This is a genomic window from Rhizobium sp. J15 (assembly GCF_002531825.1).
Classification (GTDB): domain Bacteria; phylum Pseudomonadota; class Alphaproteobacteria; order Rhizobiales; family Rhizobiaceae; genus Rhizobium.
In genome coordinates this window covers 78,649-100,203 of sequence record NZ_NWSX01000010.1, presented here as the reverse complement: position 1 = coordinate 100,203, position 21,555 = coordinate 78,649, and the positions used below count along the sequence as shown (strand labels likewise).

The following is a 21,555-nucleotide window of genomic DNA, read 5'->3' as shown; positions in this document are numbered from 1 at the left end:
CGGAAGGCTTCATGAAGCTCATGCGTCGCACACTCCTCGGCTCCCTGTGGGCGATGATCGGCTGGAAGCCGTCCCTCGCCACGGAATCCAGCCCTGATACCAAGGAGGAAACGACGACGCAGGAGGAGGCGTCGTCGGTGAAGCCAAGGCATGTCTTCTGTTTCCTCGGCAGGGATAGCGATCTCAGCCGCTTGTCCGAGGCGGCGTCGCAGGCGATCGGCGATTTCGCCGCCGGCTTCAGCGTCGATGAGGAATATTCTCAGGGCGAGCCGGACGACAGAATGAGCCGGTCCTTCGACGTATGCTGGGATCGGGTCGAACCCGATGCGTGGAGCGCGGCCGACGAGCAGGCCGTCGCCGATCATCAATCCGTTCTCTACGTCCTCGGGCCGAGCATGGAGCAGGCGGAGACGGTGAAGGTTTCGATGGCGGCGCTCCGCCTCATCGAACGGATGATCGATGCGGGCGCGGTTGCCGTAAAAGGCGAAAGCGCCGGCATCGCGCATGGGCTCGATCGCTGGAGAGCGCTGATCAGGCAAGGCGCCGATGCGCAAAAGGCGGGCGACACTCTCGCCGAGCAGCGCATCGGCCGTCTGGCTTTCGCCAAGCGGCCGCTCTCGGCGCGCGGATATCTGGAAAGCGTCGGCTTCCATCTCGTCGGGCTGCCGGAGGTCTATGTGCCTGACACGGCAGGCAGCGAAAGACAGATCGTCGCCATCATGGACGCGGTTGCCGACGAGATCGCGAGGGAAGGCCTCGAAGCCACTCTAAAAGCGCGCGGGGCAAGCCTCTCCTTCGAGTCCACCTATGAGGTGGACGAGTTCAAGTTCAATCCCTACGGCATCGTCAAGCTCGCCGGGTGAGCCGACCGCCCAGTAAAGGCTGGTGATATTCGTCGCCGCAATGTCTCGCTCATCTGCCGCCGCTCAATCGTTCTGCTGCTCCAAGGTCTTGGCGAGCTCTTCGTAATGGCGGGCAGATCCCGCATTCTTCTCGGCGGCATATTTGGCGCCGACCATCCGCGCCGCCTCGGCTGCGATGCGAAAGGCGTCTATCCTGTCCTGCGGGTCGGGATCGGTTTGCCCGCCGATATCGCCGTCGCTGAAACTGCCGGCCCTGTATCCATCGGTCAGATCGACGACGCCGATCTGGGGAACCCCATCCTCCATCCGGCCGAAGAAGGCCGCCCCCGCCTTGTCGCCGTCGCGGCGGCGCAGCATGCCTTCCCCCGACGCCTTTCCGTCGACGCATGCGCCGATCCAGAAGGTCGGTCCCGTCGTCAGGGAGGCCGGCGCCACGAAGCTGCAATGGCTGGCCGGGTCCTGCGACCAGTGAAGATCGGCTTGAGCGGCGGCCGTCGAGGGCGCATGAGAACTCATGATCGCGGCCAACGCGATCGGCGCCATGGCAGGCAGTTTCCGCATGGCGCGGCAAGCTTTTCCTGCCGTCATTTCATGTCCTTCATTTTCACCGTGATGCATTGCGATTCCCTGGAAAGGCCGGTCCGCCGAACGGCCGAAGCAATGCACCATTGTCGCGCCGGCGACAACGGTCAGAATGTCACTGAGCCTGCGGCTCAATTGTAGGTGATCGTGTCGCTGACCCTGGGGCGATTGAAGAAATGATGGTCGAAGCTGTAGCCGTTCTGTCCGGTGAAATTCGAGAAAAACGCCGAGACCGGTGTCGTCAGCGTGTATTCCACACGGGTCAGCACTACCTGCACGCCGGTCTCCTGTATCTTTTTCGGTATGTCGATGGCGCTTGCCGTGCCGGAAGCGAGCGACGCGGTGTTGAACGCGGCCGACCAGTTGACGGTCGCCTTGCCGCTGTTGTCGACATCGTTGACCGTGACCGTGATCGTCAGCCCGGTGGTGTCATAGGGCTGCAGGATGAAGCTCGCGCCGGAGAGAAGCTTGGTGACGTCGGTCTTCGTCCAGGTGCTCTGCTGGGCGATCATATCGCCTGTGCTGGATGCGATCTCGTCTATCTTGCGGCTGACGGTGAGGGCATGGCCGAGATCGACGGTGCCGAACAGCAGCATGATCAGGATCGGCAGCACCAGTGCGAATTCGACGCCCGAGGCGGCCGTACGGTCGCATGCGAGCCGGCGGATTCGTGACCTGACGAAGGTAAGAAGAGCGAGGCTCGGTTTCATGATCATGTCAGAAGGGCTCGTTGCGGAACAGAGCGGACGATCCGAGGAGATAGCGGCCGTCGGAAAGCTTGGCGCTCGACAGGCTGAAGAAATTGACGGTGGCTTCCCAGGGCAGGAATGCCTGCACCAGGATGTAGTCGCTGCCCTTGCCGATATCGTAGGTCTCGGTGACGGCGAGCTTGCCGCTGTTGTCGATGGGATCGGTGCTGGCGGCGGACGACAGGTCGGAAAGCACGCTGACCTTGACGACGAGACCGCTGGAACAGCTGAAAGCCAGAATCATGTCGTCGCAGATCTTGGCTTTGAAGCTGTTCAATGTGATCTTTGACGACGCGACCTCGCCGGTGCGGATCATCCGGGAGATCTTGTGGACCGAAGCATCCAGCGAGGAGTTGACGAAGAACATCAGCGACACTTCGATGATGCCGAATATCATGATGAAGAGCGGCAGGGCCAGGATCGCGAACTCGATCGCGGCCACCCCGTTGCGATCGCCGAGCAGGCCGCGAAACAGGGCAAAGCGTTTTCTTGAGGTCATTGGGTCAGCCGGACGGAAGAGAGATACTGGGTAAAGAGCGTCGACAGGCCGGCCGTGATCTCCGACGACGACGATGCCGAGATGAACAGGCTCTTCGACGAGGCGCAGCCGGCAAGCGCATAGGGGATGTAATCCCGTCTCGTAATGCTGCTCGAAACGCCGCTGTCCATGGTGCCGCCCCAGGTGTTCTTCCAGTTGGCGCTGGCCATGGTCGAGCCGACGGTCGCGTTATAGCCCCAGTCGGAGGTGAGCGGCAGATATTCGGTGTAGAGCACCGCCATCGTATTGGACTGGTTCTTGAGATAGCCGCACCATTCGGGATTGAGCGGCGCCACCTTGTTCCAGTATGCCCCGGATACCGCCTTTCCCTTGCTCCATACCACTGCGTCGGTCACCCATTCGCGCTGCGACTGCACGCCGTCCGTCAACAGCAGAACCAGCTTGAGCGGCGAGCCTGAGGTGGTTCCGTCCCCTCCGGCGCCGACCTTCTGCTTGAGCGTCGCAAGCGATACGTCGAAATAGGTGGCGGCCTTCGAGGTCGCGCTGGTGAGGCCGTAGCTCGCATCCGCCAGGCGGGTGCGTGCCGTATCGGTGCTCAGCGTCGGGGTCAGAACTTCGGTGAGCGTGTCTCCCAGGCTATAGAGTCCGACCTTGATCCGTTCATGATTGGCGTCGGATTCGTCGATCATGTCGAGCACTTCGCGCACGGCGTCGCCGGCGACGTCGGCGCGCAGCTTTATCTTCTTTTCCGAGCTGTATTCATAGTTGTTGGCATATGTCTTCTTGCCGATCGTGTGGGCGTCGCCGGTGTGGCAGGCGAACTGGCATCCGATGCCGGAATACATGGTCGCCTGGCCCGAGGTCGTCGCCGCCAGCAGCATCGAGGGCGAGGTGTCGATGACGATATAGACGTTGAGATAGGAGGTGGCCGGCCCCTTGACGGCGCTCGCCACGCTGACATCGACGGTATCGATGTTGGCGATCTTCATGAAGGTTGTGGGAACGGTGCCGCTTGCCGTCGCCGTGATGTTGTGGTTGGCGGTATCGATGTCGATTTCACCAAGCGTGTAGCTGTTGTCCACCTGTGAGTGGAACCAGTCGGAAACCTTCGTCTTGAGAGCGTCGGTGTCCTCGGCGTTGTTGATCTGCTTGACCGCGGCGATCAGGGCCGCGTCAAGGTCGCTCTGCATTCGCTGCCGGACATTGTAGCTGCGAATGTAGTCGAAGCTCGCGCCGACCGCGACGAGCATCGGCACGAGGCTGAGGGCGACGACGATCGCGACGTTGCCGCCCTTTTCCCTTCCGAGACCGCGAAGGGCGCTTGCAATTCGATCACGTGAGGATGAAAGAGCCGACTTCAAAAAACACCGTTGTGCAAAACAAAAAATAGCAAAAGCAAGATGTATCCGGAAAACTTGAGGGTTTGTTAATTTCCCCGGCTCCCTGGGAAACCAGGCTGCCGGGCCATTGTTTGCTGCGCGTTTTGGACATGTCTGCGACTTCTGGATATTCGCGCATCGCGGCGCGTGCGCGCCGAGCTTCCCCTCAGCGCTGCATCAGCAGGTCGTGCAGGCGTCTTTGAGCATCTTGCGAAGACATGGTCCGGTCGTTGAAAAAGTCGCCCACCACGGCAATCCAGCCCTCCGACATCTGGGTCGGCATGGCCTGCGACTGGGCGCTGACTTCACCCTTCCTGGCCTTGATCATCTCCAGGCCGAGCTGGCCGCAGCGATCGAGCCCGGCTGGATCGACGTCGGTGCGCACCGGCAGCGATCCCTTGATCCGGCTGAACGCGACCTGATTGTCGCGATCGAGCACCATGCGGGCGAAAGCCTGCTGCGCCTGAGTCGCGCCGTCGCGATTGGTAAGCGGGAAGGCAAAGGCATCGACCACCATGAAATAGGCGATCGAGGTGCCGGGAACGAGGTTGCAGTCGAAGTCCTTGTCGGGGCTGTAGCCGCGCGCCGCAAGCTCGCCCTTGGCCCAGTCGCCCATGAACTGCATGCCGGCCGCGCCCTGGCCGACTGCCGCCGTGGCATCGGCCCAGGTCTTGTCCTTGCGCTTCTCGAAAGGTTCGACATAGTCGGACAGACGCAACAGCAGATCCAGGGCTTCGATCATGCGCGGATCCTGCACCAGCGCGGCATCGCCGCTTATGATACGGGCGTAACCTTCCGGACCGAACTTGTGATAGATGATGTCGTTGAACATGAGCGACACCTCCCATCGTTTGCCGCCGAGCGCGATCGGCACGCGTCCCGTCGCCTTGATCTTTTCGGCCGCCTCAAAGATCTCGTCCCAGGATTGCGGCGTCTTCACGCCCGCTTCGGCAAATGCCGCCTTGTTCGTCCAGAGCCAGTTTTCGGCGTGGATGTTGGTCGGGGCGAAGTAGACCTTTCCCTTGTAGGAGATGCGGTCGAGAACCGTCGCGGGAATGACGTCCCGCCAGTGATCCGCTTCGGCGACATCGTCGATATCCTGCACGATGCCCATTTCCGGCAGTTCGCGCGATCCCTCGTTCGCATTCCATTGCATGACCGCCGGCGCATATCCGTTGGCGATGCGATCGCTCACCGCGCGCTGGACGGCGACCTTGTTTTCCGCCGGCATGTCGGCCCACTGGTTGCCGGCCGCCGCCCAGGCCTTGCGGTAGACGTCGAGCGCGGCGGATTCGCTTTTCGATATCCAGAAATGCGCGACGTCGACCGCCATGCCTTGTTCCGCAAAAGCTGGTGCCGCAGGAGCCGTGGCCGCCAAAGCCGCGGCAAACCATGCAAGTTTGATTTCCCGTTTCATGTCTTGTCCCCTTTTTGATTGATTGATCCCGCGCGCTTCCGCTCAGGAGACAGCTCCGGCCCGCAACTTGCGCGGCCGCCCCGATACGTCCCGCGCCGCCGGACGGCGCAGCAATCGTTCGGTCGCCACCGAAGCCGGTTCCGGCTTGGCGAACAGATAACCCTGGCCGGTTTCGCAGCCGGCATTCAGAAGGAAGCCACGCTGCACCTCGTCTTCGATGCCTTCCGCGACGCAGCGTTTTCCGAGGTTGCGGGCGAGGTCGATGATCGCCCTGATGATCTGCTCCGAGCGAACGTCCTTGCCGATTTCGGCAACGAAGCTGCGGTCGATCTTGAGCTCGTCGAAGGGGAAGTCGCGCAGATGCACAAGCGAGGCAAAGCCGGTGCCGAAATCGTCGAGCGAGACGGAGACCCCATGCTCGCGGAACCGCGAGATGGTTTCGGCGATCTGGTTGGCGCCGCGGTTGAGAAACACGTCTTCCGTGACCTCGATCGCAAAATTGCGCCAGTCGAGCCGGTTCGCCTTGACCGCCGCAGCGATGAGATCATAGCCGTCATGGCTGACAAGCAGGGCCTCCGGCAGGTTGATGGCGACCGAACCGGCGGCGAGCCCCGCCGCCTTCCATGCCCTGAGATCGCGCGCGACCGTATTGACGATGCAGCGCGTCATGCTTTGGATCAGGTGCCCTTCCATCAGCGGCAGGAAACGGCCGGGCGGCAGGATGCCGAGCTGCGGGTGGCGCCAGCGCACCAGCGCCTCGAAGCCGAGATGCCTGCCCGTCTGCAGGTCGACCTTCTGCTGATAGTAGACGACGAACTCGTCACGGTCGGCGGCGAAGGCGAGGGCTGCGGCAAGCTGGTTCTGTTCCAGGCGCTGGGCGAGGGACGCTTCGTCGAAGATGACGGCCGTGTTGCGCTTGGCCTTGGCGGCATAGAGCGCCACGTCGGCGATGCGCATGAGGGTCGCCTCGTCGGCGGCGTGGCCGGGAACGACGGCGCCGCCGATGCTTGCCGAAACCGGCAGCAGCCGGCCCTCGAAATGACACTCCGCCGCAATGGCGGCAACGGCGCGCGCGGCAATGCCTTCCAGCGTCGCGGCGTCCGAAATGCCGGGAAGGAGCGCGGCAAACTCGTCGCCGCCGAGCCGGGAGACCACGTCGCCGGCGCGGAAGGTCTTCTGCAGCGCCTTTGCGACGTGGCTCAAAACGGCATCGCCTGCCGGATGGCCGAAACTGTCGTTGGTGGCCTTGAAGTAATCGAGATCGACCAGCAGCATCGAAAAGCCTGCGCCCGTCCGTTCGAGGGAAGCAAACAGCCCGTTCAAGGCGTCGTTGAACGAGGAGCGGTTGCCGAGGCCCGTCAGCGTGTCCGTGTGCGCGAGATGGGTGAGCTTGATCTCGAAATCGAGCGTCCGGCGGTGCTCTGTGCGCAGCTTTACCAGCAGCGGTATGAAGAGGATGAGGGTTGCCAGAATGAGCGTGGCCGCGGTCAGGCTGAGAAGCACGGCGCTGATGAGGCGGGTATGATCGATGCTCACGTCGCTCCTGTCATGCGCGCTGTCGATCAGGGCGCTGAACTGGCGCATCAGCATGCTGTCGGACGAAACCGCGAAATCGATCGGCCCCCAGAAGCTGTAACGCTCCCGCCGCTCCTGCAATTTCGCCGAGACGACGCGTTCGGCGCGATGAAGAAAATCCTCCAGCCGCCCGTCGAGTTCGAGCCGCAATTTCTCGGCCGCCGGGTCCGGCCCGTTGAGCCGCTGGAGGAAGTTCGCCTCGACCCTGTCGTTGAGGTCGTTCAGCTCGACGCTCATGGCGCGGATCTCGCCGATCGCCTTTTGAACGTCCTCGACCATCGGCCGGATGATATATTCCGGCATATTCGGATCGGTCGAGGCCCGCATGACCGCCCGCGTCTGGTTGGCGAGCTGCTGGAAGCGGATGAACTGGCGCCCGGTGAGATAGCTGATGTCCTGTTGCAGCGAATGGCGATCGAGGGCCACCTTGACCGTGAGGAAGGTCGCGCCGATCAGAACCGTCATGACGACGACGGCGGCGACGTAGTGCCGCCCGATGGAGCGAATATATTTCGCCACGGAAGAATGGGACTCGCCTGACGGCGCCGTATCTTCGATATCCGATCCAATCACCGTTCGCGCTCCATCAGGAAAGATAGCCGGCCGAGCTGCTTTCGGCCTCAGCGCCGGTGAACTCGTTCTTGAGATTATTCTGTTTCCAACAGGCAGGCTTCGAGCCACACGTTTTGGCGCCGGACGGTTGCGTCACGATGATTTACCTAGAGATCGGCCGTCATGGCCCTGGTCCGCGCGCCGGGCACTGGCACGCCGGGAATATGAAACCGCGCCGCCGATGGGCGCCGTTACTGGCGATCGCCGCCGGCTGCAGCGCTGCCGCGGGAGCTCTTGAAACCGCGGCAGCGCGCGCCTTCGCTTGCGGCGCTTGCCGCGAGCAAATGCCGGCGCAGGTCTGCGCCTTACGAATGTCAAACGACGGGAATGTTCCGTTTTTCAGGGCCGGCGCCGTCGCGTCGCGCCGTTAAGAGCTGCCGTCATGCGGATCCTGAATTATCGACCATGTTCCTCCCCCTTCGGCCTATGCCGTCTTCCCTGACGCACGGCGCGGATTCTGGCTCGTCCCGCGATCCGTCGTCATGGCGGAGAAGTTCAAGCGGCACCTCATTGGGGTCAAACTGCGGAAGGTCTGGTTTCAGAAGCGTAAATGCTTGTGTCAAAAAGGCAATGAAACCAGCTTCTTGCAGGAAATCGGATATGAAAGCGTCGTGATTTGGCTATAGGGTTCGGATTTCGGATAAAAATCCGTCCCGCTTCGAAACGTCCGCGTCGGGCGCGCGTTCGAGCCGTCCGGCCGATGCCCCACAGGCGATTGCCGCGACGAAACCGGGCGGTGGCCGGCGGTTTTTGCCGGCGGGACTATCCACTTTGCGCGCGGGCGATCCGTATCGCGCGCCGGAAATAGCAGCGCCGCCGCAGACAGAGCGATCTCTTAATTTTCTGACCGCAGTATTTTGGGCCGAGCGACGTGCTCGATTGCAGCGGACCCGCGCCTCTCAAATGACTTGGGCGGCTTCTTGGAAGAATAATCGGCCGGTGGATGACATATCCGGTTGTTGCTCATGGTGAGTAAACGCATGACGAAGCCGTCGTCCCAATCGTCTCGGCCGCCTGCCCGCTTTACGGAAAAGCATGGCGGCGAGGGAAAAGGCGCTGAGCATCAGGACGCCGCGATCGACCGGGAAGCGCTTCTCGATGCGCTGCTCGGGCCGTTTCCCCTTCCTGTCTTCTATAAGAGCCCGCATGGCCGCTACGTTGGCTGCAACAAGGCTTTCGAAGATTTCTGCGGCCATGAACGCGAAGAGATCATTGGGAAAACGGATTTCGATCTCAACTCGAAGCATCTGGCTGAACTCTATCTGATCGAGAACGAGGCCCTCCTCGAAAGAGGCGGAGCCCAGTATTCTGAAAGGAAGATGATCGCTGCGGACGGTACGGTGCGCGATGTCGTCTGGAACAAGGCGGTGCTCTCGGGCGAAAACGGCACTCCGGCCGGCCTGATCGGCGCCGTCGTCGACATTACCGAACGCAAGCAGGCCGAGCGCGAGCTGAAGAAGGCGCTCGAATTCGCAGAAGGTATTCTCACCGCCATACCGGATGTTCTGTTCGAAGCGGATGAGGAGGGCCGTTATCTCCAGGTCTGGACGAGAAATCCCGAACTGCTCGCCCAGCAGAAGGAGATGCTGCTCGGCAAGACGGTCAACGACGTTCTTGCAGCCGATCAGGCAGCCATCGCGATGGAGGCTCTTCGCACGGCTGGCCGGGACGGAGTAGCCTACGGCCGATGCATCCGCATCGCTTTGCCGAATGGCGAAACGCGATGGTTCGAGCTGTCCGTGGCCAGGCGGCCGAGCGCCGATCCTGCCGCCACCACGCTGCTGGCATTCTCGCGAGATATCACCGAGCGAAAACAAGCCGAAGACGCCATCAATTCGGTGCGGACGCAGTTGCTGAGCGTGCTCCAGACCATGCCCGACATGATCTGGGTCAAGGACATGAATGGCGTCTACCTGCTGTGCAACCACACTTTCGAACGGTTGACCGGGCTGACGGAAGCCGAGGTCGTCGGAAAGACGGATTTCGAGCTGTTCGATATAGAAAGGGCCCGGTTCTTTCAGGAGTCGGACAAGGCGGCGATCAAGGCGGGCGAATGCATCCTCAGCGACGAGGAATGGGTCGTTTCGCAGGAGAGCGGCCAATCCATTCTGCTGGAAACACGCAAGGTGCCGGTCACGGATGCGGCGGGAGAAATCGTCGGCGTTCTCGGCGTCGCGCGCGATGTGACCGAGCTGAACGCCTCGCGCCAGAAAATCCACCAGATGGCCTTCTACGATCCGCTGACCGCGCTGCCGAACCGCTCGCTGTTCAACGATCGGCTGCGGCAGATGATCACCTCGGCAGGGTCGCGCGGCCAGCGGGCCGGCGTGATGCTGATCGACATCGACCACTTCAAGGTGGTCAACGATACGATGGGCCATCCCGTCGGCGACGAATTGCTCTGTCAGGCGGCCGCCCGTCTCAATGCCAGCGTCCGCGATTACGATACCGTCGCCCGTCTCGGCGGCGACGAGTTCGCCATCCTGCTGCCGGATCTCAGGCAAGGCGATGATCTCGGCCGCATCGCCAGCAGCATTCTCGAAAAGTTCAAGGGCGGCTTCCTGCTCGACGGCAAGGAGGTCTTCATTTCCTGCAGCGTCGGCATCGCCCTCTATCCCGGCGACAGCGCCGACGCCAACGATCTGGTGAAATATGCGGACTCGGCGATGTATCTCGCCAAGCGCTCGGGACGAAACAATTTTCGCTTCTATTCCAAGGACCTGACGGCGAGTGCCGAGGAGCGCATGCGGCTGGAATCGGAGTTGCGCCGCGCCATCGAACGCGAAGAGCTGCAACTGCACTACCAGCCGAAGGTGCTCCTGGACAGCGGCGCAATGGTCGGCTCCGAAGCGCTGCTGAGATGGCGTCACGCCGAGATGGGCATGATCCCTCCCGACCGGTTCATTCCCGTCGCCGAAGACACCGGGCTGATCGTCGAACTCGGGCGATGGGTGCTGCGCGAGGCCTGCCAGACCGCGGTCGAATTGAACGCCGGCAGCCAGGCGCCGCACAAGGTGGCGGTCAACCTGTCGGTCAAACAATTCCAGTCCATCGGGCTGGTGAAGTCGATCGCCGAGATTCTCGACGCGACCGGCTGCCGCGCCGAATGGATCGAAATCGAAATCACCGAAAGCCTTCTTCTGGATCAGAAGGACGAGACGCTGCAGACGCTCTCCGAACTTCGCGGCATGGGATTTTCGATCGCCATCGACGATTTCGGCACCGGCTATTCGGCGCTGAACTACCTGGCGCGCTTTCCGATCGACACGCTGAAGATCGACCGATCATTCATCAACAGCGCCGACCGGCGCAACGAGGAGCTCGTCAAGGCGATCCTCTCCATCGCGCGCTGTCTCGGGCAGAATGTCGTGGCGGAAGGCGTCGAAACCGCCGAGCAGGCGGCCTTTCTTGCCGCCAACGGATGCGGCTCCGCGCAAGGCTTCCTCTACAGCAGAGCCGTGCCGAAAGCGGAGATCATCGCCCTGCGGCTGCGCTCTCCGGCTGGCGGCTCCAGTTCGGGCGAGGTGTGGCCTCGCGGGTGAGCGCGCCCGAGCGTCACTTCGCGCCGGCAAGCCTCGCCTGCAGCTCCCCGGTGAGCCACCGCGCCGCAGGTCCCAGCGGGTTGGCGACGTTGCATATCGCATGGATCGGGTATGCGCCCTGGTCGAAGGCGGGAAACTGGAGTTGGACGAGGCGGCCGTCGGCAAGGTCGTCCTCGACCAGGTAGGCCGGTAGCCCGCCCCAGCCGAGGCCGCCGCGAATGAAAAGGTGCTTCGTCGCGTTGTCGCTGACCCGCCAGGTCTTGAGTGAGAAGACATTGAAATCGCGGCCCTTCGTCAATCCCGAGGCGTCGTAGACGACGAGCTGGGTCTCGTCCCGCACGTCGGCAAGACTTATGGGTCGGCGCAGCATGCCGAGGGGATGATCGGGGGTTGCGACGGGGATCATGGCCGATTGGCCGATCCGTTCGAAAACGATCTGATCGCTTCTCGTCGCCATGGCGCCGCCAAAGCCGACGACCGCTTTACCATTGATGACCGCGTCCATGACGATCCCAAGTGTGCCCACCGTCACATTCAGGGAGACGGTGGGATAGTGACTGCGGAAGGCGCGCAGCACGTCGACGACGATGTGCGACGGCACGATGCCGCTCATCGCCACGTTGAGCTCTGCCTCCAGCCCGTCGCTCAAGGCCTGGACCCGAGCCCGCATCAGGTCGAGATCGCCGAGCAGCCGGCGGGCATCCTCGAGAACCGATCGGCCGGCTTCCGTCAACTGCGGCCGTTTGGTGCCGGAGCGGCTGAACAGCGAGACCCTGAGCTGCGCCTCGAGATTGGCGATTGTATAGCTAACGACCGATTGCGTGCGGTTGAGCGCGCGGGAGGCAGCTGAGAAACTGCCTTTCTCCACCACGGTGAGAAACACATGAAGCTGATCGAGCGTCGGGTGAGGCTGCATTCTCATCGATCCAATCGATAAATTATTTCGAAAATATACCGGTTTTCGCGATGGGTCTCCAGCTTTATCTGTTCGGCTCGGCCGTGATCGCATGCCGGTCCGGCGTAGCGCTGCTGTTTTAGGAGATTCGAATGTCTGATGTTGCCACTGCTTCCGCCCCGCCTGCCGGAAAATTGCTCCGGGCCGGTCTATGGGCCGCGCAAGTGCTTATCTTTGCCGGCTTCACCCTGTTCGGCTGCATGAAATTCTTCATGCCGGTCGATCAGTTGGCGGCGATGTGGGTATGGCCGGGCCAAGTTCCCGTATGGTTCCTGCGTCTCATGGGTATCATCGATTTTGCCGGCGGAGTGGGCGTTCTGCTGCCGGCATTGACCCGTATCCAGCCGCGCCTGACCGTGCTCGCCGCACTCGGTTGCGTGCTTCTGCAAATCGCTGCCATGATCTTTCATCTGTCCCGCGGCGAAGCGGCGGCCCTGCCGCTCAACGTCATTCTGCTTGCTCTTTCGGCATTCATCCTGTGGGGGCGAGGCAAGCGGGCGCCGATCGCGCCGCGCGGATGAGGGATGACGAGCGGGCCAGCGCTTGGTGAAGGATCGGCGCCGACAGTCCTGCAGCCTTCGATTGCGCTATCCGATTGTCGCAGCTCTGTCCACTTGGCGCAGCAAAGCCGCAAAGTGAGCTGCGCGGCGCCCTAAAGTAGGATTTTGTTAAGGCTGATCCGGCGTTTACTGTCATACGAACACAGAGCAACTCATTGAAATGAATAGCGAACTGTTCCGGTTGTCCGGCGATGAAGCACGCCGCAGCCCATGCGCAATCGGACCTGGAGACATGAGCGTTTCCTGTCCTCCAGAATACGAAATAATGAAATGCACATTGCCGAAATCATTCCCTTTCCCCATCAGCTTTCCAACATCCCGGTAGACGCTTGCGAGCCGCAGGCCGTGGGCGGGCCGTCCGCCGTCACGGATACCGATATTGATCAGATGCTTCAGGCGCGCGCCCGGATCCGCAAGGTTCTGGACGAACTCGACAGGCTGAACGGTGAGTTGAGCCAATTGATCGTCGAAGGTTGATAGAGCAGACGATCGTCGGCGGGATCTTCACCGGTCCCGCCGACTGACTTCACTGAGGCGATTTTTCCGCAAGGCGGAGCGGGATGCAAAGCGGCCGGCCGTGAACGGGATCGGTGATGATTTTCGCCTGTACGCCGAAGACGTCTGCCACCCTCTCTTCGGTGACGAGATCGGCCGGCGCGCCGGTGGCGACGATCTCGCCGCCCCTGAGGAAGACCAGCATGTCGCCGTAGCGCGCCGCGAGATTGAGGTCGTGCAGGACGAGCACGACAGTTCTGCCGAATTGCTGCTTGAGACGGTAGACCAGTTCGAGGCATTCGAGCTGGTGGGCGAGATCGAGATGGTTGACCGGCTCGTCCAGGCAGATGATGTCGGTTTCCTGCGCCAGCACCATCGCAATCCATGCACGCTGCAACTGCCCGCCCGAGAGGGAGCCCAGCCTGCGCTCGCGCAGATGCCCGACGCCGGTGCCGGCCATCGCCTGTTCGATGGCCTCCGCATCGCCGGCACTCCAGGGCTGCAGCAGCGTCTGATGCGGATAGCGGCCGAGGCGGACGAGTTCCTGCACCGTCATGTCTTCAGGCGCCGACGGGCTCTGCGTCAGCAGCCCGATCTTCCTGGCAAGCGCCTTTTCACCGAGACTGTGCAGATTGAGCTCCTCGAGGAGGATATGCCCCTTGCTCGGCTTGTGAAGCCGGCGGATTGCGCGCAGCAAGGTGGACTTGCCGCAGCCGTTCGCGCCTGCGAGCACAGTGATCTTGCCTCGGGGAATGGCGAGCGACAGGGAGTGGAGGACGTTGAGCTTGCCGTAGTCGAGGCTGAGCTCCTCGATCGAAATCACGCTGTCGATGGCGGTCGCACTAGTCATGGCGCTGGTTTCTCATCAGGAGATAGAGGAAGTAGGGAGCGCCGATGACGGCCGGGACCGTGCCGGCGGGCACTTCGGTCGGCGAAAAGAGCACCCGGACGAGAAGGTCCGCGCCAACCAGCATCGATGCGCCGATGAAGAAGCTGCCGATCAGGCCGAAATGGACGGTCCGCCCGATCAGCCGGCGCGCAAGATGCGGCGCCATCAGGCCGATGAAGCCGATGCCGCCGACGAAGGCGGCGGAAAGGGCGGTAATGGCGGCGGCAAGGATGAAGATCTGGATGCGGAAGCTCGGCAGGTTGAGGCCGACGCTTCTGGCCGAGGTCTCGTCGAGATCGGCCGGCGGCAGCCTGCGCGCGACGATCAGCACGAGAAGCACGAGCGGCAGCATGCCGATCGCGGTGATGCGGATTTCATTCCAGTTGATCTCGTTGACCGCGCCGGCGATCCAGCGCGCCGCCTGTCCCGCCTGATAGACCGGGCCGACGAGCATGGCGATCACCGTCAGCGATTTCAAAACCGCGGCGACGGCGGTGCCGAAAAGAAGCAGGCGGATCGCCGACGCCGCCTGCCGGCCCGCGAAGGAGAAGACGACGAAGATCGCTGCAATCGACCCGGCGACGGCGGCGACCGGCTGATAGGCGACCGAGGTGGCGAGGGCGTTGGACTCGTTGGAGAGCGCGGCGAGGAAGCAGACGACCGCGAGTGCGGCGCCATCGACGACGCCCAATATGCCGGGCGAGGCGAGTTCGTTGCGGGTGACGCGCTGAAGAAGATAGCCGGCGATCGCAAAGCCGCCTCCGGCGAGAGCCGCGATCACCACGCGGGGCAGGCGGAATTGCAGGATGATGACGGTCTTGCCGCGGATGTCGGCGCCGAGAAGCACGTCCCATACCTGCGCGAGCGGGATCCAGGTCGAGCCGAACGCGATCCCCGTCAAGGCGAGGACCGCGAAGAGAAGGATGATCGCGGCGAGCGTCAGCGGCGCTCTGGAGGCTGCGAGCGGGCGGGCAGGGGAAATCATGCCGCTCTCCGCTTCAGCAGGACCAGCAGGACGATGCCGCCGACGGTCGAGGTGATCGCGCCGACCGGCGCTTCGGCCGGGTAGATGATGAAGCGCGCGAGGATATCGGCCGCCGTCGCGTAGATCGCGCCGATCAGCGCCGAGGCGACGATGAGGCGGCGATGGCTGAGGCCGACGAAGCGTCGGGCAAGATGCGGCACGACGAAACCGACGAAGCCGACCGGGCCTGCCATGCAGACGCCGGCGCCGGTCAGGAGCGAGATGGTCAGGAAGCCGGCCCAGCGCACGACGGCAAGCGGTACGCCGAGGTTTGCCGCCGTCGTATCGTCGGCCTGCAGCGCATCGAGCGGCTGCGCCAGCATCCAGGCGACCGCGAGCCCGGCCAGCACCACGGGCGCGCCGCCGAGGGCAAAAGCGATGGGGCGGTCTGCAAACGAGCCCGTCAGCCAGAACAGCAGCTCCTTCAGCTGGGCTTCGTTGGTGGTCAGGATAATCTGGACGATCGAATAGCCGAGGCCTCCGACGGTGACGCCAACCAGCACGATGCGGATCGGCGAGAAGCCTCCGGAACTGGCGGCGACGCCGAAGACGAGCAGGCTGGTGGCGAGCGCGCCTGATATGGCCGCCAGCGACATTCCGGCGATCGAGCCGACGCCGAACCAGACGCTCGACGCGACGACCGCGAGCGCCGCGCCGCCATTGATGCCGAGCGTATCGGGAGAAGCGATGCGATTGCGCGCCAGCGTCTGGGTCAGGACGCCCGCGACACCGAGCGCGGCGCCGACGAGCGGCGCGAGAAGGGCGCGGGGAATGCGCAGCGTGGTGATGACGACGGCGCTTTCCGATCCATCGAAGGAGAAAATCGCGTTCCACATCGCGGCCGGCGAATATTGCCGGTATCCGAGCGCCACGCTGGCGACGACGGCCGCTATCAGCACCGCCCACAGCAGGATCGTCAGCGATATCCCGGGTCGGGAAGAGGTGGAGACGGCAATCGGGCGCACGGTTTCAGCTTGACTTTAAGTGGACAATGTATCTCATCTTATGGCCCGACCGATTGGTCGGAAAATCATCCGATTGTCAAGTTCGAGGCGTCTGTGCGTACGAAATCCATTCTGCTTGCGGTCTTCACGGCCTTCCTCTCCCTCATCGTGGTCAATGCGGCCAGCGCGCGCGAAGTGACCCATGCCATGGGCGTGACCGAAGTGCCGGATGCGCCGAAGAGGATCGTCGTCCTGACCAACGAGGGAACGGAAGCGCTGCTTGCGGTCGGCATCAAGCCGGTCGGCGCCGTGCGTTCCTGGCTGGGCAAGCCCTGGTACGATCACATCGCAAAGCAGATGGACGGTGTGACGGTGGTCGGCGACGAATCGGCCGTCAATCTCGAACTGATCGCCTCGCTCGAGCCCGATCTCATCCTCGGCACCAAGTTCCGGCAGGAGAAGATCTATTCCCAGCTGTCGGCCATCGCGCCCACCGTGCTTTCCGAGCGGATCAGGAGCGATTGGAAGGGCAATATGAAGCTCTATGCCACCGCCGTCGGCAAGCTGGCGGAGGCGGATGCGGCCTTCAAGGCCTATGACGATCGCGTTGCGGCGATCAGCAAGGCGCTCGGGGACAAGAAGGCCGAGAAGATTTCGCTGGTGCGCTTCATGCCCGGGCGCACCCGGATCCTGCTGAAGGATACTTTTGCCGGCAACATACTGAGCCAGATCGGCTTTGCGCGGCCGGCAAACCAGGACCGGATGGAATTCGCCGACGAGGTGACGAAGGAGCGCACGCCGGAATTCGACGGCGACCGGCTCTTCTACCTCGTCTACGACACGGGCGACGGCAAGACGGCCGCTGCCGCCGCCGACTGGACTTCCGATCCGCTGTGGAAGAACCTCGCCGTCGTCAAGGCGGGCAAGGTCGACGCCGTCAGCGATGCCGTCTGGAATACGGCCGGCGGCATCCTCGCGGCAAATCTGATGCTCGACGATATCGAGAAGCTCTACGGGCTGCCTGCCTCGCGTTAAGCCGCCAAGCCACGGATCGCATCATCCCGCTCAAGCACCGCAGGCCAGCGAGGCCTGTGGTGCTGCAGACATTGCCGAAAATATCGCCGAATGATGGCGGCGAGCGCCACCTGGCGCTCGCCTGAGAAAACGTCGGATCTTGGTCCGTCCGGGCTTCGGCCTTCGATCCAGCACTTCATGAAACGAATGATGGCGTAGCGCAGTTTGGGTGGCGGCAAGCGCCCGCGCACCGCTGTTTCCCAGCGGATTCCCTGTCGCATGGCAGGTCTTCGTCCTGCCGTCGAATTTCCAGTATTTACTTTTATAATTATATAATGCAAATTCCTTCCGTCCGGCTCAGAGGTGAGCCCCGCGATGCGAGGAGGAAAATCGCGATGCGCAATTTCATGAAATACGGTTTGATGGCTGCGATGATCGGCACCGCGCTGAGCGTCGGAAGCATCTCCGCGGCCGCCCAGGATCTCGAACTGACCATCACGGCGCCTGCCGGCGCAGGCGGCGGCTGGGATTCCGCCTCCCGCTCGCTGCAGGAAGCCATGATGGCGAGCGGCAATGCGAAGAGCGTGCAGGTGGTCAATGTTCCCGGCGCCGGAGGCACGGTCGGCCTTGCCCAGTTCATCGGAACGGCCAAGGGTTCGCCCAACCAGCTTCTCGTCGCCGGCATCACCCTCGTCGGCGCCAGCATTTCCAACAAGTCGCCGGTCGATCTGACGCAGGTGACGCCGCTTGCGCGGCTGACCGGCGATCCGCTCGTGATCGTCGTCCCGAAGGATTCGCCGATCAAGTCGATCGACGATCTGCTGGCCGCCATCAAGGCCGATGTCGCCAAGACCATCTGGGTCGGCGGATCGGCGGGCGGCGCCGACCACATCCTGGCGGCGCTCGTCACCAAGGCGGCCGGCGCGGATCCGGCCAAGATCAACTATGTCGCCTATTCCGGCGGCGGCGAATCCCTTGCGGCCATGCTGGGCGGCCAGGCGACGGCCGGTGTGTCGGGCTATGGCGAATGGGAAGGCCAAATCAAGTCTGGCGATCTCAGAGCGCTGGCCATCTCCTATCCTGAGCCGATCGAAGGCATTGAAGCCAAGCCGCTCAAGGCGCAGGGCCTCGATATCGAGCTGGTGAACTGGCGCGGCATCTTCGCCGGCCCGGGTGTCGAAGGCGCTGATCTCGACGCGCTGAAGGCTGCCGTCGACAAGACGGTCAAGTCGGAGCAGTGGAAGGCGATCCTGAAGGCGCGCGGCTGGTCCGACTATTACGCTCCCTCCGACGAGTTCAAGAGCTTCATCGCCTCCGAGACCGACCGTGTCAGGACGATCCTGACCTCGATCGGGCTTGCCGACTGACGTGACGGCGACGGGGAGGGGCCTGGCTCCTCCCTTTCGCGGCGAGGAAACCATGACCCCCAAGACAATCCACTCTCCGAACCGTCCTCCGGTGGTGATCGCCGTCGTCCTGTTTGCGATCGCGGCCATCACCTATTGGGACGCCAGCCATATGACCGCCCGTGCGGCCTACGGGATGAGCGCCAGCGCTGCGTCTTATTTCGTCGCTCTCCTCTTCGCCGTTCTCGGCATCGGGCATCTGTTGTCAGCCTTCAAGCCCTCTGACGTCGAGGTCGAGACCGCCGACTGGAAGGCTGTCGCCTGGGTCGGCCTGGCGCTCTGCGGCCTGATCGGTTCCATTTGGCTCGGGGCAGGTTTCATCATCGGTTCGACCTTGCTTTTTGCCCTGACCGCCCGTGCCTTCGGCCGCAGGGCCTTTCTGGCGGATCTCTGTCTCGGGGCTGGAATCGGGCTCGTCGTCTTCCTGCTGTTCAACAAGCTTCTGACACTCGCCTTGCCGCAAGGCCCGCTCGAGCGGCTTTTCTGAGGGACGCCCGATGGAATCCATTTCCTTTCTCATCGACGGCTTCGCGCTCGCGATCCAGCCTGCAAACCTGATCTATGCCGCGATCGGCGTGATGATCGGCACCGCCGTCGGCGTGTTGCCCGGCATCGGCCCGGCGTTGACGGTCGCACTGCTCTTGCCTGTGACCTTCAAGCTCGATCCCGGCGGCTCGATCATCATGTTCGCCGGCATTTATTATGGCGGCATGTATGGCGGCTCGACCACGGCGATCCTGCTGAATACGCCGGGCGAAAGCGCGTCCGTCGTGACCGCGCTCGAAGGCAACAAGATGGCCCGCTCGGGCCGGGGCGGCCCGGCGCTGGCGACCGCCGCCATAGGCTCCTTCGTCGCGGCGCTGATCGCCACGCTCGGGCTCGCCTTTCTGGCGCCGCTGCTGGTCAAGATCGCCGTGAAGTTCGGTCCCTGGGACTATTTCGGTCTGATGCTGATTGCTTTCGTCACGGTCTCGGCCACATTCGGCTCCTCGCCGATGCGGGGCCTGACCAGCCTCGCCTTCGGTCTCTGGCTCGGCCTGATGGGAATAGATCAGCTCACCGGCCAGGCCCGGCTGACCTTCGGCGTTCCCGAACTGCTCGACGGTGTGGAAGTGACGACGCTCGCCGTCGGCCTGTTTGCGATCGGCGAGGCGTTTTTCGTCGCTTCGCGCCATCTCCACAAGCCGGAGAAACCTATCCCCGTGAAGGGATCGATCTGGATGACGAGGGAGGACTGGAAACGCTCCTGGAAACCCTGGCTGCGCGGAACCTTCATCGGCTTTCCTATCGGCGCGCTGCCGGCCGGCGGGGCGGAAATTCCGACCTTCCTCAGCTACAATATCGAGCGGCAGCTGAGCCGCAAGCCCGAAGAATTCGGCCAGGGCGCGATCGAAGGCGTCGCCGGGCCGGAGGCCGCCAACAATGCCTCGGCCGCAGGCACGCTCGTGCCGCTGCTGACGCTCGGGCTGCCGACCTCGGCCACAGCAGCGGTGATGCTCGCGGGCTTCCAGCAGTACAATATCCAGCCCGGCCCATTGCTGTTCACCCAGCATGCCGATCTCGTCTGGGGGCTGGTGGCAAGCCTGTTCATCGCCAATGTCATGCTGCTCGTGCTCAACCTTCCCCTGGTCGGCATGTGGGTGCGGCTTCTGGCGATCCCGCTGCCGTGGCTCTATGCCGGCATTCTGGTCTTCGCCTCGATGGGAACGATCGCCGCCAATCCCTCGGTCGTCGAATTGCTGCTGTTGACGGGCTTCGGCATCGTCGGGTTTCTGATGCGACGGTATGATTATCCCATTGCGCCTGCGGTCGTCGGGCTGATCCTCGGGCCGCTTGCCGACAATGCGCTGCGCCGCTCCCTGCAGATGAGCCTCGGCGATCCGATGATATTGCTCCAGCATGCGAGCTCGGCGGTCATGATCGCCATTGCGGCGATTGCCCTGATCGCGCCCTTCATCTTCCGTGGCTTGTCGCGCTTCCGGCAGGATGAGGATTGACGTCGTGGCGCCGGTTGCGCGACATGCTGTGGATGATGTCGGGCAGCCGGGACGCCTCGTTCCTGTTGTCGAAGAGAAGAAGTGGCTCCGGACTTACATGGCAAGGAATAGCCTCTCACCGCAGATCAGCACGAGCATTATCGAATTCGTGAAGAGCAACGGGATGCGCAAGGGTGAACATCTGCCGCTGCAGATGCTCGCCGATACGTTCCGCGTCTCTCGTGCGCCGATCATGAGCGCGCTGCGCAAGCTGGAGGAGCGCGGCATCGTCCGGGCCGAGCCCAATCGCGGATATTTCCTCGGCATGGATGGCAACGAGATCGAGGTGGCGAAGGCGGATGGCGACGAGCGGCCGGATGGCGACGAAGCGGTCTATTTCAAAATCGCCGAGGACCGGCTCTCCGGTGCCCTGCCCGAGCGGGTCAGTGAAAACGAACTCATGCGGATCTACGATCTGCCGCGCACCAAGCTCTTGAAAGTCCTGCATCGCATCGCCGACGAAGGATGGATAGAACGCCTTCCCGGCAACGGATGGTCGTTCCGTCAGACGCTGACATCGAGGCAAAGTTACGAGGAAGGCTATGTCTTCCGTGCGGTGATCGAACAGCAGGCGATGCTGCTGCCGACATTCGAGCCCGACGAGGAGGGCTTCCGCAAGGCGCGGGAGACGCAGACGGCGTTGCGCGACGGCGGATACGAAACCTGGTCGCGCGCCGAGATATTCAAAGCCAACAACGATTTCCATGAAATGCTCGTCGCCTGCTCGAAAAACGAGTTCTTCCTGGATTCCCTGAAGCGCATCAACAGGCTGCGGCGGCTGGTCGAATACCACATCACCATCGACAGAAGCCGCCTGCCGAGGCAGACGGCGGAACATCTGCATATCCTCGACCTGCTCGAAAGCGATAGGCGCAGCGAAGCGGCGGCATTTCTCTACACCCACATCATGGGCGCCGGGCGGATCAAGGCGCCCAAGGTCTAGTTCACGAGGTTCTCGGTAATTCGATTACGGAACGAGGTGAGGCGATGGTGATATCAAATTGCATTTTATAA

General features: G+C 62.8%; 19 protein-coding genes. 9 read left to right on the top strand and 10 right to left on the bottom strand.

From position 1 onward, the window contains the following. Window positions 1-11: 11 nt before the first annotated feature. Entirely contained in the window at window positions 12-863 is an 852-nt protein-coding gene (locus CO670_RS11745) for a hypothetical protein (RefSeq protein WP_097590394.1), read from the top strand. Window positions 864-926: 63 nt separating this feature from the next. On the opposite strand, the gene CO670_RS11740 is transcribed toward CO670_RS11745, so the two are convergent. From CO670_RS11740 to CO670_RS11715, 6 genes are all read right to left on the bottom strand, one after another. Then, entirely contained in the window at window positions 927-1,451 is a 525-nt protein-coding gene (locus CO670_RS11740; protein WP_097590462.1) for a hypothetical protein, read from the bottom strand. A gap of 125 nt (window positions 1,452-1,576) precedes the next feature. Further along, window positions 1,577-2,161, bottom strand: a complete 585-nt coding sequence (locus tag CO670_RS11735) for a TadE/TadG family type IV pilus assembly protein (protein WP_097590393.1) — start codon at window positions 2,159-2,161, stop codon at window positions 1,577-1,579. A 1-nt stretch (window position 2,162) separates the two neighbouring features. After that, entirely contained in the window at window positions 2,163-2,693 is a 531-nt protein-coding gene (locus CO670_RS11730) for a TadE/TadG family type IV pilus assembly protein (protein WP_097590392.1), read from the bottom strand. After that, entirely contained in the window at window positions 2,690-4,054 is a 1,365-nt protein-coding gene (locus CO670_RS11725; RefSeq protein ID WP_097590391.1) for a TadE/TadG family type IV pilus assembly protein, read from the bottom strand. The genes CO670_RS11730 and CO670_RS11725 overlap by 4 nt, the downstream gene beginning before the upstream one ends. A gap of 184 nt (window positions 4,055-4,238) precedes the next feature. Continuing rightward, entirely contained in the window at window positions 4,239-5,489 is a 1,251-nt protein-coding gene (locus tag CO670_RS11720) for an ABC transporter substrate-binding protein (RefSeq protein WP_097590390.1), read from the bottom strand. A gap of 42 nt (window positions 5,490-5,531) precedes the next feature. Then, the gene (locus tag CO670_RS11715; RefSeq protein WP_176538927.1) at window positions 5,532-7,622 is read right to left on the bottom strand and encodes an EAL domain-containing protein; all 2,091 of its coding nucleotides are present in this window, start codon (window positions 7,620-7,622) and stop codon (window positions 5,532-5,534) included. Between the two features lie 1,034 nt (window positions 7,623-8,656). On the opposite strand from CO670_RS11715, the gene CO670_RS11710 reads away from it, so the two are divergent. Continuing rightward, complete coding sequence (locus CO670_RS11710) at window positions 8,657-11,218, top strand: bifunctional diguanylate cyclase/phosphodiesterase (protein ID WP_141502265.1); 2,562 nt, start codon at window positions 8,657-8,659, stop codon at window positions 11,216-11,218. 13 nt (window positions 11,219-11,231) lie between these two features. Here CO670_RS11710 and CO670_RS11705 read toward each other — a convergent pair whose 3' ends face one another. Beyond that, a complete protein-coding gene (locus CO670_RS11705; RefSeq protein WP_097590388.1) occupies window positions 11,232-12,134 on the bottom strand; it encodes a LysR family transcriptional regulator in 903 nt (300 codons plus the stop codon). A 131-nt stretch (window positions 12,135-12,265) separates the two neighbouring features. On the opposite strand from CO670_RS11705, the gene CO670_RS11700 reads away from it, so the two are divergent. Further along, complete coding sequence (locus CO670_RS11700) at window positions 12,266-12,694, top strand: DoxX family protein (RefSeq protein WP_097590387.1); 429 nt, start codon at window positions 12,266-12,268, stop codon at window positions 12,692-12,694. 309 nt (window positions 12,695-13,003) lie between these two features. After that, on the top strand, window positions 13,004-13,210 hold the full coding sequence (locus tag CO670_RS11695) for a hypothetical protein (RefSeq protein ID WP_088675548.1): 207 nt from the start codon (window positions 13,004-13,006) through the stop codon (window positions 13,208-13,210). A 49-nt stretch (window positions 13,211-13,259) separates the two neighbouring features. Here CO670_RS11695 and CO670_RS11690 read toward each other — a convergent pair whose 3' ends face one another. The 3 genes from CO670_RS11690 to CO670_RS11680 are packed head-to-tail and all read right to left on the bottom strand — an operon-like array spanning window position 13,260 to window position 16,106. Further along, window positions 13,260-14,078: an ABC transporter ATP-binding protein gene (locus CO670_RS11690; RefSeq protein ID WP_097590386.1), complete on the bottom strand. Its 819-nt coding sequence runs from the start codon at window positions 14,076-14,078 to the stop codon at window positions 13,260-13,262. Then, window positions 14,071-15,102 carry an iron ABC transporter permease gene (locus CO670_RS11685; protein ID WP_097590385.1) on the bottom strand — a complete coding sequence of 344 codons (1,032 nt, stop codon included), beginning with the start codon at window positions 15,100-15,102 and terminating at the stop codon, window positions 14,071-14,073. The genes CO670_RS11690 and CO670_RS11685 overlap by 8 nt, the downstream gene beginning before the upstream one ends. Next, complete coding sequence (locus CO670_RS11680) at window positions 15,099-16,106, bottom strand: iron ABC transporter permease (protein ID WP_176538924.1); 1,008 nt, start codon at window positions 16,104-16,106, stop codon at window positions 15,099-15,101. The genes CO670_RS11685 and CO670_RS11680 overlap by 4 nt, the downstream gene beginning before the upstream one ends. Window positions 16,107-16,199: 93 nt before the next feature. Between CO670_RS11680 and CO670_RS11675 the strand changes: the two genes are divergently transcribed. From CO670_RS11675 to CO670_RS11655, 5 genes are all read left to right on the top strand, one after another. Further along, on the top strand, window positions 16,200-17,120 hold the full coding sequence (locus CO670_RS11675; RefSeq protein ID WP_245309888.1) for an iron-siderophore ABC transporter substrate-binding protein: 921 nt from the start codon (window positions 16,200-16,202) through the stop codon (window positions 17,118-17,120). Window positions 17,121-17,494: 374 nt separating this feature from the next. Beyond that, complete coding sequence (locus tag CO670_RS11670) at window positions 17,495-18,466, top strand: tripartite tricarboxylate transporter substrate-binding protein (RefSeq protein ID WP_097590384.1); 972 nt, start codon at window positions 17,495-17,497, stop codon at window positions 18,464-18,466. 52 nt (window positions 18,467-18,518) lie between these two features. Continuing rightward, window positions 18,519-18,992 (top strand): tripartite tricarboxylate transporter TctB family protein, encoded by a 474-nt coding sequence (locus CO670_RS11665; protein ID WP_097590383.1) that lies wholly within the window; start codon window positions 18,519-18,521, stop codon window positions 18,990-18,992. Window positions 18,993-19,002: 10 nt separating this feature from the next. After that, window positions 19,003-20,502, top strand: coding sequence for a tripartite tricarboxylate transporter permease (locus tag CO670_RS11660; RefSeq protein WP_097590382.1), 1,500 nt, complete (start codon window positions 19,003-19,005; stop codon window positions 20,500-20,502). Window positions 20,503-20,599: 97 nt separating this feature from the next. Continuing rightward, the gene (locus CO670_RS11655) at window positions 20,600-21,484 is read left to right on the top strand and encodes a GntR family transcriptional regulator (RefSeq protein ID WP_097590381.1); all 885 of its coding nucleotides are present in this window, start codon (window positions 20,600-20,602) and stop codon (window positions 21,482-21,484) included. The last annotated feature ends 71 nt before the right edge of the window (window positions 21,485-21,555 follow it).

Excerpts from the sequence above, each read along its gene's own strand:
- CO670_RS11745 (WP_097590394.1), top strand. The coding sequence starts at position 12 with ATGAAGCTCATGCGTCGCACACTCCTCGGCTCCCTGTGGGCGATGATC.
- CO670_RS11740 (WP_097590462.1), bottom strand. The coding sequence starts at position 1,451 with ATGACGGCAGGAAAAGCTTGCCGCGCCATGCGGAAACTGCCTGCCATG.
- CO670_RS11735 (WP_097590393.1), bottom strand. The coding sequence starts at position 2,161 with ATGATCATGAAACCGAGCCTCGCTCTTCTTACCTTCGTCAGGTCACGA.
- CO670_RS11730 (WP_097590392.1), bottom strand. The coding sequence starts at position 2,693 with ATGACCTCAAGAAAACGCTTTGCCCTGTTTCGCGGCCTGCTCGGCGAT.
- CO670_RS11720 (WP_097590390.1), bottom strand. The coding sequence starts at position 5,489 with ATGAAACGGGAAATCAAACTTGCATGGTTTGCCGCGGCTTTGGCGGCC.
- CO670_RS11710 (WP_141502265.1), top strand. The coding sequence starts at position 8,657 with ATGACGAAGCCGTCGTCCCAATCGTCTCGGCCGCCTGCCCGCTTTACG.
- CO670_RS11705 (WP_097590388.1), bottom strand. The coding sequence starts at position 12,134 with ATGCAGCCTCACCCGACGCTCGATCAGCTTCATGTGTTTCTCACCGTG.
- CO670_RS11700 (WP_097590387.1), top strand. The coding sequence starts at position 12,266 with ATGTCTGATGTTGCCACTGCTTCCGCCCCGCCTGCCGGAAAATTGCTC.
- CO670_RS11695 (WP_088675548.1), top strand. The coding sequence starts at position 13,004 with ATGCACATTGCCGAAATCATTCCCTTTCCCCATCAGCTTTCCAACATC.
- CO670_RS11690 (WP_097590386.1), bottom strand. The coding sequence starts at position 14,078 with ATGACTAGTGCGACCGCCATCGACAGCGTGATTTCGATCGAGGAGCTC.
- CO670_RS11685 (WP_097590385.1), bottom strand. The coding sequence starts at position 15,102 with ATGATTTCCCCTGCCCGCCCGCTCGCAGCCTCCAGAGCGCCGCTGACG.
- CO670_RS11670 (WP_097590384.1), top strand. The coding sequence starts at position 17,495 with ATGCGCAATTTCATGAAATACGGTTTGATGGCTGCGATGATCGGCACC.
- CO670_RS11665 (WP_097590383.1), top strand. The coding sequence starts at position 18,519 with ATGACCCCCAAGACAATCCACTCTCCGAACCGTCCTCCGGTGGTGATC.
- CO670_RS11660 (WP_097590382.1), top strand. The coding sequence starts at position 19,003 with ATGGAATCCATTTCCTTTCTCATCGACGGCTTCGCGCTCGCGATCCAG.
- CO670_RS11655 (WP_097590381.1), top strand. The coding sequence starts at position 20,600 with ATGGCAAGGAATAGCCTCTCACCGCAGATCAGCACGAGCATTATCGAA.